At 52.3% G+C, this 16,956-nt stretch carries 12 protein-coding genes; 8 read left to right on the forward strand and 4 right to left on the reverse strand.

Going from position 1 to position 16,956, the window contains the following annotated elements:
• Nucleotides 1–274 precede the first annotated feature (274 nt).
• The 4 genes from B157_RS0112255 to B157_RS0112270 all read left to right on the forward strand — a co-directional run bounded on the left by B157_RS0112255 (nt 275) and on the right by B157_RS0112270 (nt 5,206).
• The gene (locus B157_RS0112255) at nt 275–2,011 is read left to right on the forward strand and encodes a serine hydrolase (RefSeq protein ID WP_020603619.1); all 1,737 of its coding nucleotides are present in this window, start codon (nt 275–277) and stop codon (nt 2,009–2,011) included.
• A gap of 167 nt (nt 2,012–2,178) precedes the next feature.
• A complete protein-coding gene (locus tag B157_RS0112260; RefSeq protein ID WP_020603620.1) occupies nt 2,179–3,354 on the forward strand; it encodes an MFS transporter in 1,176 nt (391 codons plus the stop codon).
• A gap of 98 nt (nt 3,355–3,452) precedes the next feature.
• On the forward strand, nt 3,453–4,379 hold the full coding sequence (locus tag B157_RS0112265; protein ID WP_020603621.1) for an SPFH domain-containing protein: 927 nt from the start codon (nt 3,453–3,455) through the stop codon (nt 4,377–4,379).
• A gap of 95 nt (nt 4,380–4,474) precedes the next feature.
• A complete protein-coding gene (locus tag B157_RS0112270; RefSeq protein WP_020603622.1) occupies nt 4,475–5,206 on the forward strand; it encodes a universal stress protein in 732 nt (243 codons plus the stop codon).
• A 147-nt stretch (nt 5,207–5,353) separates the two neighbouring features.
• Here B157_RS0112270 and B157_RS0112275 read toward each other — a convergent pair whose 3' ends face one another.
• Nucleotides 5,354–6,268: a YihY/virulence factor BrkB family protein gene (locus B157_RS0112275; RefSeq protein WP_245565069.1), complete on the reverse strand. Its 915-nt coding sequence runs from the start codon at nt 6,266–6,268 to the stop codon at nt 5,354–5,356.
• Nucleotides 6,269–6,347: 79 nt separating this feature from the next.
• Entirely contained in the window at nt 6,348–6,887 is a 540-nt protein-coding gene (locus B157_RS0112280) for a hypothetical protein (RefSeq protein WP_020603624.1), read from the reverse strand.
• A 149-nt stretch (nt 6,888–7,036) separates the two neighbouring features.
• Between B157_RS0112280 and B157_RS0112285 the strand changes: the two genes are divergently transcribed.
• Nucleotides 7,037–8,809 carry an ABC transporter ATP-binding protein gene (locus tag B157_RS0112285; RefSeq protein ID WP_020603625.1) on the forward strand — a complete coding sequence of 591 codons (1,773 nt, stop codon included), beginning with the start codon at nt 7,037–7,039 and terminating at the stop codon, nt 8,807–8,809.
• Nucleotides 8,810–8,827: 18 nt separating this feature from the next.
• Here B157_RS0112285 and B157_RS0112290 read toward each other — a convergent pair whose 3' ends face one another.
• A complete protein-coding gene (locus B157_RS0112290) occupies nt 8,828–11,257 on the reverse strand; it encodes an HRDC domain-containing protein (RefSeq protein WP_020603626.1) in 2,430 nt (809 codons plus the stop codon).
• Between the two features lie 181 nt (nt 11,258–11,438).
• Here B157_RS0112290 and eat point away from each other — a divergent pair, with 181 nt between their 5' ends.
• From eat to eutC, 3 genes are read left to right on the forward strand one after another with little or no spacing between them, the layout of a single operon-like run.
• Nucleotides 11,439–12,767: an ethanolamine permease gene (eat, locus tag B157_RS0112295; protein WP_026308656.1), complete on the forward strand. Its 1,329-nt coding sequence runs from the start codon at nt 11,439–11,441 to the stop codon at nt 12,765–12,767.
• 11 nt (nt 12,768–12,778) lie between these two features.
• Entirely contained in the window at nt 12,779–14,161 is a 1,383-nt protein-coding gene (locus tag B157_RS0112300; protein WP_020603628.1) for an ethanolamine ammonia-lyase subunit EutB, read from the forward strand.
• Nucleotides 14,158–14,943 (forward strand): ethanolamine ammonia-lyase subunit EutC, encoded by a 786-nt coding sequence (gene eutC / locus B157_RS0112305; protein WP_020603629.1) that lies wholly within the window; start codon nt 14,158–14,160, stop codon nt 14,941–14,943. The genes B157_RS0112300 and eutC overlap by 4 nt, the downstream gene beginning before the upstream one ends.
• An 80-nt stretch (nt 14,944–15,023) precedes the next feature.
• On the opposite strand, the gene B157_RS0112310 is transcribed toward eutC, so the two are convergent.
• Entirely contained in the window at nt 15,024–16,922 is a 1,899-nt protein-coding gene (locus B157_RS0112310; RefSeq protein ID WP_020603630.1) for a YgiQ family radical SAM protein, read from the reverse strand.
• Between the last annotated feature and the right edge of the window lie 34 nt (nt 16,923–16,956).

A 16,956-nucleotide genomic window follows, 5' to 3' on the forward strand; every position in this document is an offset into this window, starting at 1 on the left:
TTGGAGGCTAACTTGACTTTGTCGTTCAGATGTTGTGCAATCTCACAAAATTGTGTATTTCTGCTTTTTATGAGCCCAATAATAAACTGAGCGACGAACTTTTTACGGGCTAAATTGGCTACAATTGGTGCTTTATGCAGGAGTGTTGTAATTTGGTCAATGAAGTTCTGCTTCATGGGAAAGGGGGATATTTGGAGCTTGAGAACTACAAAAATCCAACTTTCCCTTTTTCATCCCAATTTTAGCAGGGTACAGTAGGCTACTCCTTATCTAAATGAAAAAGATAGTTTACTCCCAATCGTTTGCCCTGATGGCACTCTTCCTCTGGCTCACTCTTTCCATGAGTTTTGCTCAGAATAAAGTCGCTAAAATTGACGCCCTCGTGCAGCAGTACGTGGCCAATAAACAGTTTAACGGCTCGGTGCTGGTGGCAGAAAAAGGGCAGGTCATTTTTAAGAAAGGGTACGGTATGGCCAACATGGAATGGAACATTCCTAATGCGCCGGATACCAAATTTCGGCTCGGCTCCATTACCAAGCAGTTTACGGCCATGCTGGTTATGCAACTGGTCGAAAAAGGCAAGCTGAAACTGGCGGGACACGTCACGGATTATCTGCCTGATTACCCTAAAGCAACCGGCGATAAAATTACGATTCACCACTTGCTTACCCACACCTCCGGCATTCCGAACTATACCAGTTTTCCCGGCTTTTTCCAAACCAAAAGCAGGGACCCTTACAAACCCGACGCCTTCCTGAAAACCTTCGCCGATATGCCCCTGGACTTTGAACCGGGCACGAAGTTTTCGTACAGTAACTCGGGCTATTTTCTGCTGGGGGTACTCATCGAGAAAGTAACGGACAAACCGTATGCTGATGTGTTACAGGAAACTATTCTTGGACCCCTCCAACTCAAAGACACCGGCTACGATCTGTTCAGTCCAATACTGCCCAAACGCGCTGTGGGGTACGAAAAGCAGGGAGCAAGCTACGTAAACGCGCCCTACCTGGATATGTCGATTCCCTACGCAGCCGGTTCGCTCTATTCCACCGTCGAAGATTTGTATAAGTGGGACCAGGCGTTGTACACGGACAAACTCCTATCAGCGGCTTCAAAAACAACGATGTTTACCCCTTTTCTGGATTACTATGCATATGGCTGGAACGTGGGTAAAACGAAGGTTGGAAGCCAGAAAGACAGTCTGCAACTTATCGAACACGGTGGCGGCATCAATGGCTTCAACACGCTCATTAGCCGGCTGCCACAGGATAGGCAACTAATTGTTCTGCTGAACAATACCGGTGGTGCCCCCCTCAGCGACATGCGTCGGAATATTCTTCGTATCCTGTACGATCAACCGGTAGAAGCCCCTAAAAAGCCCATCACCGATTTGCTTCGTCAGTCGGTACGTACAGAACCAGTTGCCAGGACGCGGGAGCGGTTCAACGCCTGGAAAGCCGATAAAGCTTATAACCTGAACGAAAGCGAGATAAACGCGCTGGGCTATGAACTGATGGGCGAGGGTAAACTACCAGAGTCGATAAACGTGTTTACCCTCAATGCTGAAGCCTTTCCCAACTCATACAACGTGTACGATAGCCGGGGAGAAGCGTACATGAAAGCGGGGAATAAAGTAGCGGCCATCCAGGATTACAAAAAATCGCTGGAACTGAATCCGGGCAATACCAACGGAACGGCCATGCTGAAGCAACTGGGCGAAACCGTAGAAACGCCTGCCGATGCCGTGGTTGATGCGGCTACCCTGCAATCCTACGTGGGTACGTACCAACTGGCCCCCACCTTTTCTATTGCCATCACCCGTCAGGATAATAAACTCTTTGGGCAGGCTACCGGCCAACCCCCGTTTGAACTTTTTCCTACTTCGAATACCAAGTTTTACCTCAAAGTGGTCGACGCGCAGGTAACGTTCGTTAAAAACGACAAAGGCGAAGTCGAGCAGCTGATTCTGCATCAGAATGGCCGGGATATGCCGGGTAAGCGTGTACAATAACCGGTAGTTGCACCAACCAACTAATAAGTTATAACATTCCCAGAACGGGGAACAATTTTGTATTTTTTCTATTTTTCTGACCAAATAAACTTCACCAAGTGGGGTTTATTGTGCGTTTTTCCAAGTTGGTAAAACGCACGAGCTGTCAGAAAATAGAAAGCTGCAACATGAAAAAACAATTAGTACCCCTCGCCATAGGAGGCTTTGGTATCGGCATGACGGAATTCGTCATGATGGGTATTCTGCCCGATATCGCAAACACATTGAACATCACGATTCCGACTGCCGGTCACCTGATTTCAGCCTATGCACTTGGCGTTGTTTTGGGTGCTCCCCTGCTGGTTGGGATTGCCGGGAACTATCCACCCAAGAAAATTTTGCTCGGCCTGATGGTTTTGTTCACCTTTTGCAATCTGCTTTCGTCCTTTGCGCCCAACTACGAAATCATGCTGATAACCCGCCTGCTATCGGGTTTGCCGCATGGTGCTTTTTTTGGTGTGGGTGCCGTAGTAGCCAGTCGGTTGGCGGGTAAAGGGAAAGAAGCGCAGGCCATTTCCATGATGTTTGCCGGACTCACGGTTGCCAACATCATCGGCGTACCGTTAGGCACGTTCATCGGTCACACCCTGAGCTGGCGACTAACGTTTGTCATCATTTCCGCTGTTGGCCTGGTCACCCTGTTTTGCCTTCAGAAGCTACTGCCGGTGATGCCGGTGGTGAGTCAGTCCAACCTGCGGAAAGACCTGAAGTTATTTACGCATATAGAACCCTGGCTTATCCTGGGTATTACGGCCATTGGCACCGGCGGGTTGTTTGCCTGGTTCAGTTATATAGCGCCCCTGCTAACCGAAGTGGCGCACTTTGACAGTAGTCAGATTACCTGGATTCTCGTGCTGGCGGGTTTTGGTATGGCCTTTGGCAACCTGATTTCCGGCCGTACCGCCGATAGTATTTCGCCCATCAAGGCCACCGCGTTGTTTCTTTTGTTGATGAGCCTTTGCTTGGTCGTTGTGTATTACGCTTCGCCCTTTCAGATACCCCTTCTCGGTATGACATTTATTACAGGAGCCATTGCCTTCTCCCTGGGTGCACCGATTCAGATTTTGATGATTCGGGCGGCCAACGGGTCCGAAATGCTGGCTTCTTCGGTGACTCAAGCCGGGTTCAACATGGGTAATGCCCTGGGGGCTTATCTGGGAGGCCTACCAATCGCTGCCGGTCTGGGTTATGCCGCTCCCGAACTGGTGGGGGCCATGCTGGCGTTCACGGGTTTCCTGATGGCGATGATGATGTATTTCAGGCAGAAAGAGGCTCCGGCTTACGAACTATCAACCGGACACTAAACAGAGACCGATTACATAGAATCCCATACACACTATCAACGGATTCCGTACCTTAAAAGCGGAATCCGTTTTTTATTTCCCTAAAACCATTTACGCCAATGAATTTTGTACTTGTACTGTTCCTGTTAGTCATTATCATCATATACCTGTCTGTCGTTATCGTGCAGCAGGGCACGGTGGCAGTCATTACCGTTTTCGGAAAATATTCCCGGGTCATGACGCCGGGTTTAAATTTCAAGATTCCCTTTATTGAGTTCATCTACCGGCGCATTTCGATTCAGAATCGCTCCGTCGAGTTGGCGTTTCAGGCCATCACGGCCGATCAGGCTAATGTCAACTTCAAGGCAATGCTGGTCTATTCAGTGCTGAATCAGGCGGAGGAAACGATTAAAAATGTAGCCTTCAAGTTCATCGACGAAGCGTCGTTTATGCAGGCCCTGATTCGAACTATCGAAGGGTCCATCCGTAGTTTTGTGGCCACCAAACGGCAGGCCGAAATCCTGTCGCTCCGTTCCGAAATCATTGAACACGTTAAATCACAGCTCGATGTGCTGCTCGAAACCTGGGGCTATCACCTCACCGATCTGCAACTGAATGATATTGCGTTCGATGAAGTGATTATGCGGTCGATGGCGCAGGTAGTGGCCTCCTCCAACCTGAAAGCAGCCGCCGAAAACGAAGGCCAGGCACTGCTCATTACTAAAACCAAGGCTGCCCAGGCCGACGGTAATGCCATTCAGATTTCGGCCGAAGCCGAGAAGACAGCTTCGCAGCTAAGAGGACAGGGGGTGGCCCTGTTCCGCGAAGAAGTGGCCAGGGGTATGGCCGAATCGGCCAAAGTGATGAATGAAGCCAATCTGGATGCGTCCCTGATTTTATTCTCTATCTGGACCGAAGCCATCAAGCATTTTGCTGAAAACGGTAAGGGCAACGTCATTTTCCTGGACGGTTCGACCGAAGGAATGCAGAAGACAATGAACCAACTGCTGGCGGTTGAAAAAATGAACCGTACCAGCGAGCAGTAAACATAGCCGAACAGTTAGCAGTTATCAGAGAACGGTTATCAGCAACTCGTCACCTACTAAAACTGATAACTGCCAACTGATAACTGTTCACTGAAATGACTAATCTGCTGTTCCCTACCGACTTTTCAACCAGTAATGCCGTGGCCCTGGACTGGGTGCGACTCTTTGCCCAGAAGACGGGGGCAACCATTACATTACTGCACGTTTTCCAACCTATGCTGCCCGACAGCACATTCCCCAGCATTAGCGATCCGGGAATAGGCATGATGGCTTCGCAGGAAGTTGAAGACATTAGCCGCCAGCGGCTGGGTCAACTAGCCAATAAGCTGGAGGGCGAAGGGTTACAGATAGCGGTCGACTGGCGCATTGGTTCAGTAGAAGACGCTATTCTGGATGCCGCCCGCGACCATTCGGCCGATCTGATTGTGATGGGTCGCAGTGATCTGAGCACTTTTTTTGATCGGCTCGCGGGTAGTGCCGCAACCGACGTAGCCGACGAAGCCCGGTGTCCCGTGCTTATCGTGCCCGTTAATGACGAAGGGAAAGCAATCCGGCCAGCCCAGGTAAGCACCATTGCCTATGCTATGCAGACCGAAACGACGCAGGCGCAGGTAACCTTCCAGACCGAATCGCTCGTGGAAGCGTTCAAGGCCAGGCTCGAGGTGCTCACCGAAGAGCAGTTGGACAAGGCGCACCCCGACCTGATTGTGATGGAGTTACACCCAAAATCCGGTTTCCTGGATGGCATTCTGCACCCCAATTACACCAATTCCCTGATTGGAAAATCGGACGTGCCCGTGTTGGTGTATCATAAGAAAGAGGATTGATTCCTTACAGCCATCGAACCCGGCAAGGGCCGGGATAGAAAGTTGTCTTTAGGCGGCCTGTATAGTACAGGCCGCTATTGTTTGTATGCATTGACTGGCAGTTATCTGGAACCAACACTTCCACATAGATTATACGCGTTCACTCCTTTACTCCTCCCCAGAGTTCACTTCCCTGCTGCTTACATCATTGATTTCAAAGGCAGTGGCATTGGTCGAGGGTCTTGCTTCCTGATGAATCCACTGAGCGTATTGACGGGTGAAACTCGCGCCGTAGTAGAAGATCAGCGACGAGTAAAAGACAAACAGCAGGACCAGGATAATAGCCCCTGATGTGCCATACAGAGAACTTACCTCGCTATTGATTAGCAGGCGATCCAGAATCTTTTCTCCTGCCTCAATTAGCAGGGCCGTTACCAGCGCCCCTACCCAAATACCCTGCCACCGTATCCGAATGTCGGGCAGGTATTTAAAAACGACCGAAAACCAACTCGTCAACAGGAGAATGGAAAGCAGATGCTTACCAACCGTTAGCAGCCAGTCGTACTGGATAGCATCGGGAAATATAGTCAGCAGAAACTGTTGAATAGCCAGCGACATCGCCACCAGAACACCCGAAAAAATAATAATTCCCAGGGCGACCAGTCGCTCCAGTAAGGTATCCGTCCAGGGGCGGTGGGCAATCGACTTCACCATCCAGAGCTGATTGAGCGAACGCTTGATGATGGCGAACAGCGTAGTGGAAGCCAGCAATAGCAGAAAGATATTCAGTGCCGTAAACGCCAGACCCGATCGGCGCTGACTCATGTTGTGTGAAATATCCCGTAACTCGCGGGCCCCCTGATGCCCAAACAGTTGGGCCAGTTCATGAAAAAGTTGCCGGCTAACCTGCTTGTCCTGCACATTTAGTAAACCACTGAACAACTGACTCAGGATAATGACGATGGGCGGCAGGGCGAAAAAAGTAAAAAAAGCCGTGGCAGCCGCCATCTGAATCGGGGCGTTCGCTTTTAGATTATCGAACGCCTGACCAGCTAATCGAAAAACAGGAACGTCTTTTGTCACAATTGGAGGGCAGTAGGTGAACTTTGCTAACGCTCTGTCAGCCAACATAGTTTAGCGGCTTATCTTTATACGGGCCACCTTATTTGACTTTAACCATCTCGCCGAAGTAATTCATAAAAACGGTATACGTCATCGTCTTTTTAGTATCGGGCTGGAGCAGGCGCATGGTCAGAGTAACGTATCGCTGTCCGTTGAAAGTGGGTTTATACGTCACCTGTTGCAGAACGGCCTTTTCAATGTACGCATCATCGTTGGTGAACAACGCCAGGTCATCTTTCTGGAGGGTACGTTTGAAAACCTGACTACCCGATTTTTTGGCCGCCAGCACCGTAGCCTTGTTGTTGAAATAGCAATCACTGGCGGTGGGCGTTGTGCTGGCGTCCTGCTCCATCGTAATGGATACGCTGATGGATTTGGCCGACTCCTGATACACATCGGCCTTTCCCAGTTTATCCGCGTTAATAACCGACTGGCAGTTTTTCGGCGCAGGTGGGGCGGCAGTCATGGCGGAGTCAGTGGACGTATCAGCCGTCTTCCCGGTCGTGTCCGACGTTTTTTCGGTACGCCCGCAGGCGAAGAACAGACTGGCTATAGAAAAGAGTAAGAGTTTGTTTTTCATGCGGCAAATTTCGCATTTATCCAGTAGCAGAACACGCCAAACGTCGACCTAAATCGTTACTTTTTTTGTTAACTCCCCGAAATAACCGGCATTCGTTCAGGGGCTTCCTCCAACAGGCACCCCCGCGCTGTTCTATCATTAACTCATTTATGCAATTACTGTACAGTTATTTACGGCGTTACTGGGGCCTTCTGGCACTGGCGCTGTTACTAGCCACTATCAATCAGGTCTTCTCGCTGCTGGACCCCTACATTTTCCGAAAAATCATCGACCAATATGTGGTTAAACCGGGTGGCGCCCTGCGACCACTGGGTTTCTGGAGCTTCCTGCAAAACGGTGCCGGTATCCTGATTTTACAGGCACTGGGCGTAGCGATGGTGAGCCGGATTGCCAAGAACTTTCAGGACTACTACGTCAATGTGATTACCCAGCGACTGGGTGCCAAACTTTATACAGACGGCCTGCGCCATTCGCTGGACCTCCCCTATCAGGTGTTTGAAGACCAGCGGTCGGGCGAAACGCTGGGTAAACTCCAGAAAGTTCGGGCCGATGTAGAAAAGTTGATTCAGTCGTTCGTGAACGTGCTGTTCACCTCGGTGGTGGGTATCGTCTTTGTGATGTGGTATGCCGCTACCGTGTACTGGCCCATTGCCCCGGCCTACTTTCTGACCATTCCGTTGCTGGGATTCGTGAGCTCGTTACTCAGCAAAAAAATCAAGACTGTTCAGAAAACAATTGTGGCCGAAACCACCGCCCTGGCTGGTTCCACCACGGAGAGTCTGCGCAATATCGAACTGGTCAAAAGCCTCGGGCTGGCCAATCAGGAAACCGAACGACTGAACGCGACGACCGAGAAGATTCTGAAACTCGAACTCAAAAAAGTGCGGTACATCCGGTCGCTGTCGTTCGTACAGGGCACGTTTGTCAACCTGCTGCGCAACGCCATTATGCTGCTGATGCTATTTCTGGTGGTACAGGAGAAAATTACCGTTGGTGAGTTCTTCTCGCTGTTTATCTATTCGTTTGCCATCTTCGGGCCATTACAGGAACTGGGCAACATAATCAACGTGTACCGTGAAACGGAAGCGTCGCTGGCTAATTTCCAGCAGATACTGGATACGCCCCGCGATGTGCAACCCCTGCACCCGCAACCCGTCGAAGCCCTGAAAACGCTGGCCTTTGACGATGTTCATTTCAAACACCTCACCGCCGACAAACCGGCACTGGATGGTATTTCGTTCAATGCCCGGGTGGGTGAAACAGTTGCCTTTGTCGGCCCCAGCGGTTCCGGGAAAACGACCCTGGTAAAGTTACTGGTGGGTTTATACAAGCCCTTGAGCGGGCAGATTCGGTACAACGACATTCCCGGCTCAGATGTTAATCTGGACGAGCTTCGGGAACAAATTGGCTTTGTAACGCAGGATACGCAACTTTTTGCGGGTACCATTCGCGAAAACCTACTCTTTGTGGCACCCCACGCCACTGATGCGGAATGCCTGATGGCCTTGCATCAGGCAGCCGCCGACACGCTGTTGTCCCGCGCCCCGCAGGGCCTCGACACCGTTATCGGCGAAGGCGGAGTGAAAGTATCGGGTGGGGAAAAGCAGCGACTGAGTATTGCCCGTGCCCTGTTGCGCAAACCCGCGCTGCTGGTGTTCGATGAGGCCACCTCTGCCCTGGATTCATTGACCGAAGAAGAAATTGGCCGCACCGTGCGCGACTTGTCCGGTTCGCGTCAGCACATTACCATCCTGATTGCCCACCGCCTGAGCACCATCCTCCACGCCGACCGGATTTTTGTGCTTGAACAGGGCCATGTCGTCGAAGAAGGCCGTCATGAGGAATTAGTAGAGCGGAAAGGGCTGTATTACGCCATGTGGCGTCAGCAAATCGGGGAACGCAAAGAACTGGTGTCAGTATAGTCCGAGAATTTTATCCGGCTACTCCTGACTTGCACCCAACACCATCCGGATTTCATTGTACGTTACGCCCTGCCCAATGCCCTGTACGGCTTCGCTCAGGGTACCGGGCCTATTCGCGTCGAGGTAATTACGGATTAAGGCAATTCGGCCGGGCGTAAGAATCGCTTCAACGGCCAGCTCCCCCTTACCTATGCACTGGGTCAGGTGACTTTCGACGGTGGAAACGGACAGACCGCGTTCGGCAGCTACCTCGGCAACGGTTTTACCCATCTGAAACAGGGCCAGCGTTAGGGTTGTTGAGGGAATCTTGGACTCTTTTATCGGTTTTTCTTTGGCCGTCGTACTCCGGCTGCCTGCTTTCGGCCGGTCGCCGTACGCCTGGATAATGGCCAGTACTTCAGCGCCAATCTGCTTTACTTTTGTTTTACCGAACCCTTTGATGGCCAATAGTTCATCCGCAGTGGTCGGTTTGAGTCGTGCCAGTTCAACGATGGCCTTTTGCGGTAAAATCAGGTAGGTAGAGGTATCCTTTTCGCCCGCCAGGTCATTCCGCCATTTCATCAGGGCGCCGTACAGACCACCCCGCGCCGACCCTTCTTCGGTTTTTGCTGATTGCCGCTCGTGTTTTTTGCGTTCGGGCAGAAAGTCCAGTTCGGCACGATTACGCGCCTGTAAATAAGTCAGCGCTCCAAAACCCTCCCGGCAGCTTTCAAAGCTACGCAGCTTGCTAAACAGCTCTTTCTCCAGCTCGTCCGTTGCTTCCAGCAGCAACTCGCGCACCTGCTTATTGTCGCAGTCGGTTGGGAGGGTGTGCAGCAGGGGGAGTAGCTCCTGGCCCAGCACGGTCTGAAAGTAGGCAGCCCCTTTCCGCACGCGCTCCTGCAGTTGGCTGTTATCTTCGGGTAAGTGCTCCTGCGTAAAGTACGCCGGTAGCTGCTGCAAAAAACGCTGGGTTACATCGCGCACCTTATCGCGCAGGAGGTCGGTAAGCTGCTGGGTTATGAGCACACAGGCCGGGGCCAGGCTACTAGTGTGCTCGTTCACTACCCGGCGACATCGGTACAGCAGGGAATTGGCCCGTTCAAACGAAAACATGTCCTGAAGCAGGGTTTGCTGGTTGGTTCGCTTCGACTCGTGTAGCTGTTGCTGGGTAGGGATATGCTGCTGCACTTCTTCGTGGAAATCCTCCAGCGTCTGCTCCGTTTTGATGCTGCGCGACGGGATAGGCGCGCGCAGAACCAGCCCATTCAGGGTTTTGCAGCGGCTGAGGGCCACGTACACCTGCCCGTGCGCAAACGCTCCCGACGCATCAATAATGGCTTTCTCGAACGTTAGTCCCTGGCTTTTATGAATCGTAATGGCCCAAGCCAGCTTAAGCGGAAACTGCCGGAAAGTACCAATGGGCTCTGCTTTGATTTCTTTCGTAGACGGGTCGAGGCTATACCGGATGTTGCTCCAGTCAGCCGGATACACCTCAATATCCTCACCGCCACTATCGACGACAATAACGTCATCGTCAATGTCCGTTATCCGGCCTATTTTACCGTTGTAATACCGTTTGTCGCGCGATATATCGTTTTTAATAAACATTACCTGAGCCCCCACTTTTAGCTCAAGACGCTCTTCGGTAGGGTAGGCGTGGGCGGGAAAATCGCCTTCAACGGTGGCCGTAAAGGTGCGGGGTTTCGCTTTCAGAGCCGCTAACTTCTGACTGTTAATCTGCTGGGCCGTATGGTTATGCGTGGAGAGGGTAATGTAGCCTTCCGTGTCGCTGGGCGAGAAATCAGGAATGTAACGCTTGTTTAAATCAGCCAACTGGTCGGGAGTGATGGTCTTCTCCCGGATGCTGTTGAGCAGGTTAATGAACCGCTGGTCGGACTGGCGGTAAATATGGGTTAACTCAATGGACACGTAAGGGGTTTGCCGCAGGGCTTTGCTGCCGAAGAAGTAACCCGTCTGGTAGTACGGTCGCAGCAAAGCCCACTCCTCATCCCGAATAACGGGCGGCAGCTGCTGCATATCGCCGATGAGCAGCAGCTGAACGCCCCCAAACGGCTGCCCGCTGTTCCGATACTGGCGGAGTATCTCATCAATACCGTCGAGGACATCGGCCCGCACCATACTGATTTCGTCAATCACCAGCAGGTCGAGAGTGCGGAGAAGGTTTATTTTCTCCCGGTTGAACTTCCGCCCCTCCCGCTGGGTAGCGCCCGGCACCAGCGGCCCGAACGGTAGCTGAAACAGGGAGTGAATGGTAACGCCCCCGGCATTGATAGCTGCCACGCCCGTGGGTGCCACCACGGCCAGCCGCTTGCCACTTAGCTGCTTAACCTGGTGCAGAAACGTCGTTTTACCCGTTCCGGCTTTGCCCGTCAGGAAAATGTTTCGGTTCGTATGCAGAACAAAATTGTGGGCGAGTTCCAGTTTCTCGTTTACGGGAGTGGACATGAGCTAAAGCTACGATGAATTCACAAAGGTAACAGTTCTGCAAAGATGGTTTTACGTTTGCACGCTGCCCGGACAAATGAAAGCGAAACGAGAGCTGTGTTTGCACGGGTTAAGTTCGTATGTTGCAGTACTATCAGGTTCAGCCACCTTTCTGTTCTTCTGCCCGTAGTCTGTCTTAACCATGCCTGACCAATCCGCTCCGGTTCTCAAAAAAGTATTGACACCCGTTCACTTGTGGGCTATTGGCGTCGGCCTGGTAATTTCGGGCGAGTATTTCGGCTGGAACTACGGCTGGGGCGTGGCCGGCACGGTGGGGTTGCTGATCGCCACGCTCTTCATCATTATCCTGTACATCACCTTTATTTTCAGTTTTACCGAACTCACCACGGCCATCCCGAATGCGGGCGGGCCGTTTTCATATGCGTTGCAGGCATTTGGGCCATTCGGCGCTTTAATGGCCGGATACGCAACCCTGATTGAGTTTCTGTTCGCTACCCCTGCCATTGCGCTGGCGCTGGGTAGTTACGTGCATTTTCTGTACCCGGCGGTACCCGTGGTGTGGTGTTCGGCGGGGTCGTTTGTGGTATTTACCGCCATAAATCTGCTGGGCATCAAAGAAGCGGCCTGGTTTTCACTGATTATCACCCTTATCGCCATTGCCGAACTGCTGGTTTTTATAGGCGTTGTGTATCCCTACACCCGTTTCGACACCTTTATGCATAATCCCATGCCATTCGGCTGGTCGGGGGTGTTTGCGGCACTGCCATTTGCCATCTGGCTGTTCGTTTGTCTGGAAGGTATCGCCATGGTAGCGGAGGAAGTGAAAGAAGGAAAAAATGCCATTGCCAAGGGCTATATCTCGGCGGTGCTGACGCTGGCTTTTCTGGCCCTGACCGTCATGATCAGCGTGGGCGGTGTCACCAACTGGGAAAACCTCGACCACCTCGACTACCCCATGCCCGAAGCTATTGCTATTGTACTCGGTCGGCAAAATCCACTCACCAAATTCTTCACCAGTGTAGGGCTTTTCGGACTGATTGCTTCGTTTCACGGGATTATTATTAGTTATTCCCGACAAATTTTTGCGCTGGCCCGTGCCGGTTATCTGCCCTACGGCCTATCGACCGTAAGTCCGAAGCGTCAGGTACCGTACCGGGCGTTACTGGCAGGAGCCATCTTTGGCACACTAGCCCTCATAAGTCTGGATACCAGCAAATTAGTTATCCTGTCGACCATTGGCGCGGTGGTAGTGTATATTGTCAGTATGCTATCATTATTCCGTCTCCGGCAAACCCAGCCTGACCTACCCCGGTCGTTTAAAGCGCCCTTTTATCCCGTATTTCCAGCCATTGCGCTGGGCATGGCGATTGTGACGATGGTGGCAATGGGTTATTTTTATACTAAATTAAGCGGGCTGTTTTTCGCTGGCTTCGGCGCGATTGCCGGTCTGTTTTATGCCTCTGTCCGCTACCGGAAACACCGGCAGGGGCAGGATACCAACGTAGTATAGACGCGTAGAAAATGGGGTATTCCTGTACCATCGGCCACTTTACGTACCGCTTTGCCGACCTTAAAACGATTTTGGCAAAGGCCAGTCCGCTGCGGTCGGGTGATGGCCTGGCGGGGCTGGTGGCAGATAGCTACGAAGAACGCGTGGCGGCACAAATAGCCCTGGCCGATGTACCGCTCACCCAGTTTCTGAACGAAACTGTCATTCCCTACGAGACCGACGACGTTACCCGCCTGATCATTGATACGCACGATGCCGCTGCGCTGGCTACCATCAGCCACTTCACCGTGGGCGACCTGCGCGACTGGCTGCTGAGTGATGACGCTGATACCGCTGCACTACGGGCACTATCACCCGGACTGACGCCCGAAATGGTGTCCGCCGTGTCAAAACTGATGCGAAATCAGGAGCTGATTCTGGTCGCAAAAAAGATACAGGTAGTGACCCGGTTTCGCAATACGATAGGTTTACCCGGGCATTTATCCGTTCGGTTACAGCCGAATCACCCCACCGACGATGCTAAGGGAATTGCGGCCAGCATCATCGACGGATTACTGTACGGCAGTGGCGACGCCATGATTGGCATTAACCCCGCCACCGATAGCCCGGCCACGACCGCGCGTCTGCTGCACATGCTGGATGATGTGCGGGAACGCTTTGCTATCCCGACCCAAAACTGTGTGCTCAGCCACATCACTACTACGCTGGAACTCATCAACCAGCAGGTACCGGTCGATCTGATTTTTCAGTCCATCGCGGGTACCCAACAGGCCAATGCCAGCTTTGGTGTAACGCTTCCCTTATTGCAGGAAGCCTACGAAGCGGGTCTTTCGCTCAAACGGGGTACGCTGGGTAACAACCTGATGTATTTCGAGACGGGTCAGGGAAGTGCGCTGTCGTCTGGTGGGCATCACGGCGTTGACCAGCAAACCTGCGAGGTACGGGCCTACGCCGTTACCCGGCACTACAATCCCTTTTTGGTGAACTCGGTGGTTGGGTTTATCGGCCCCGAATACCTGTTCGATGGGAAGCAGATTATCCGGGCGGGGCTGGAAGACCATTTCTGCGGCAAACTGATGGGACTGCCAATGGGTATGGACATTTGCTATACCAACCACGCCCAGGCCGACCAGGACGACATGGATACGCTGTTGACGCTATTGGGCGTGGCCGGTGTCAATTTCATTATGGGGGTTCCCGGTGCCGACGATATTATGCTGCACTACCAGTCCACGTCGTTCCACGATGCGCTCTATCTGCGCCGGGTACTGGGCCTGCGTCCGGCTCCCGAATTTGAGGAGTGGCTGCTGCGACAGGGAATTATCGATAATCAGGGAAATCGACTCTCCGGTGGCCTTCAGAAACAGCTTTACGCAGCCCTCCTTCCGGCATGAACAAGCAAAAAAAGACAGGGCTGGAATCTGATGAGTGGGACGCGCTGAAGGCCTATACCGACGCCCGTATTGCGTTGGGAAAAACGGGCGTTTCCATTCCACTTAGGGAGTCATTGCGGTTCCGGCTGGCCCACGCCCACGCGAAGGATGCTGTTTACTCCCGGCTGAATATAGCCAGTCTGGAGGATGATCTGGCTCCAACGGGCCTGCCGATTTGTGCCGTTCATAGTCAGGCCGAAAATCGGGATACGTACCTGCAACGCCCTGATTTAGGTCGACTGCTGGATGAGCCTTCCGCGAAACGGTTACAGGGACTCAACAGCACACCCGCAGACATTAGCCTTATCGTGGCCGATGGCCTGTCGGCTACGGCCATCCATAAAAACGCGGTTCTGGTGGTTAATTTACTGGTTGAGCAGGTCCGAAGAGCGGGGTATTCACTGGCTCCTGTTGTACTGGTCGAGCAGGGCCGGGTAGCTATCACCGATGCCATCGGCGCATTGTTGCAGCCCCGGCTGGCTATCCTGCTGGTTGGCGAACGGCCGGGCCTAAGTTCCTTCGACAGCATGGGCGCCTACATTACCTACGCCCCCCAACCCGGCCTGACCGATGAACGCCGAAATTGTCTCTCTAACATTCGGGAACAGGGATTAACGCCCATCATGGCCGTCAACAAACTTATGTATATTATCGAAACAGCCTTCCGGTTAAAACTTACGGGAGTGGAATTGAAAGATAACGGTGGACTGGCGGCTGGTGAAGTGCCTAAGGAACTTGAGTAAGAAACATTAGCTGATTTAACCTTCTATTGGTATTTTTCTGTCATTCCTCCTGACGTCGGAATGACAGAAAAACGTTGATTTCATGACCGCTTCTTCCGGTCGGAATAATGCCTTGATTTATTCGGCTTATCGGTATTTTCTGATTTTGGAGCACCCAGCAATCGCTCGGCCAAATCAGGACGATTGAGTTTGGCCAGCCGGTTCCGAATCCAGTTTTTGTATTCGGGTTTGTACCAGAAGAAGTAGTTGTTCTGGGTCTGCTTTTCTTCCCGCGTTTTGGCCGTTTTAACTGGCTTCAGCGTATACGGATGAACGCCGGAATAGTAGATAACCTCGGCCACCGTCATGGGCGTGGGCGTAAAGTCCTGCACCTGCTCCAGTTCGAAACCCAAATCCTTGGTTTCGGCGGCCAGATTGGCCATATCCTGCTCCTCGCAGCCGGGATGCGACGAAATGAAGTACGGAATCAGCGGTTGCTTCAGGTTGTGCTTCTCTTGAATGGTATCGTACTTTTTCTTGAATAGCTTAAAATATTTGAACGAGGGCTTCCGCATCACCCGAAGGGTATCATCCGACGTATGTTCAGGAGCTACTTTCAAGCGACCCGATACGTGGCGCGTAACGAGTTGCTCCATGTATTCATCGTGGTTGCCATCGGCATTGTTCTTGTTAAAATCGTCCACCAGCAGATCGTAGCGAACGCCGGAGCCAACGAATGCTTTTTTGATGGCGGGGTTAGCATCGACCTTTTTGTATAACTCCGTCATCGGTTTGTGCGAGGTGTCGAGATTGGAGCAGATGACCGGGTGAATACAGCTCGGACTCTGGCAGCGGGCACAGATCGACTCGTCTTTACCCTTCATCTTGTACATATTGGCCGACGGGCCACCCAGGTCCGAAATATACCCTTTAAACTCCGGGTGTTTTGTAATCTCGTCCACTTCCTTCAGCACCGATGCTTCGCTCCGAGAGGCCACGAATTTGCCCTGATGCGCCGAGATGGTGCAGAAACTACAGCCGCCAAAGCAGCCCCGGTGCATATTGACCGAGAACTTGATCATGTCGTAGGCCGGAATGGGTCCCCGTTTTTTATACTTCGGGTGGGGCATGCGGGTGTAGGGCAGGTCGAACGACTTGTCAATTTCAGCCTCCTCCATCGTCTTGAACGGCGGGTTGATCACCAGCACCTGGTCGCCCACTTTTTGTAGAATCCGGTTTGCCTGCCACTTATTCGACTCCACTTCAACGATCTTGAAATTAGCCGCGTACCTTATTTTATCCTCCAGGCAAACCTCATGGCTCGCCAGTTCCACCGAATCCCAGTTGTTGTGGTCCCGCAGTGGCGTGCTGGCATCGTGCAAAAAAGCCACCTGATTGATATTCTGCATCGACGAAAAAGGCACTCCTTTCCGGGCCAGTTTCAGAATTTCGCGCAGGGGCTGCTCGCCCATACCGTACACCAGCATATCGGCCCCGGCATCGACCAGAATGGACGGCATCAACCGGTCCTGCCAGTAATCATAATGCGTTACCCGGCGCAAGGAAGCTTCTATTCCGCCTAGCAGTACGGGTACATCGGGGTACAGTTCTTTCAGGATTTTGGTGTAGACGATGGTCGCGTAATCGGGCCGGAAACCAGCCTCGCCACCGGGCGTATAGGAATCGTTGGAACGCAGCCGTTTGTTGGCCGTATAGTGATTCACCATCGAGTCCATACACCCCGCCGTGACGCCGAAAAAGTACTTTGGCTTGCCGAATTTCTTGAAATCGCGCAGGTCATCTTTCCAGTTGGGCTGGGCAATGATGGCCACACGGAACCCCTCACTTTCCATGATGCGCCCAATGACAGCGGTACCAAAAGCAGGGTGGTCGACGTAGGCATCGCCCGAAACCAGCACGATATCTACTTCATCCCAACCTCGTTTCTCGACTTCTTTCATCGTGAGCGGCAACCAGTCGGTAAGGGGTCTTTCTAACATGCGTACGTAAGGTTATATACCAGAAAAACAGTGA

The sequence above is a fragment of the Spirosoma spitsbergense DSM 19989 genome, from assembly GCF_000374085.1.
GTDB classification, from domain to species: Bacteria; Bacteroidota; Bacteroidia; order Cytophagales; family Spirosomataceae; genus Spirosoma; species Spirosoma spitsbergense.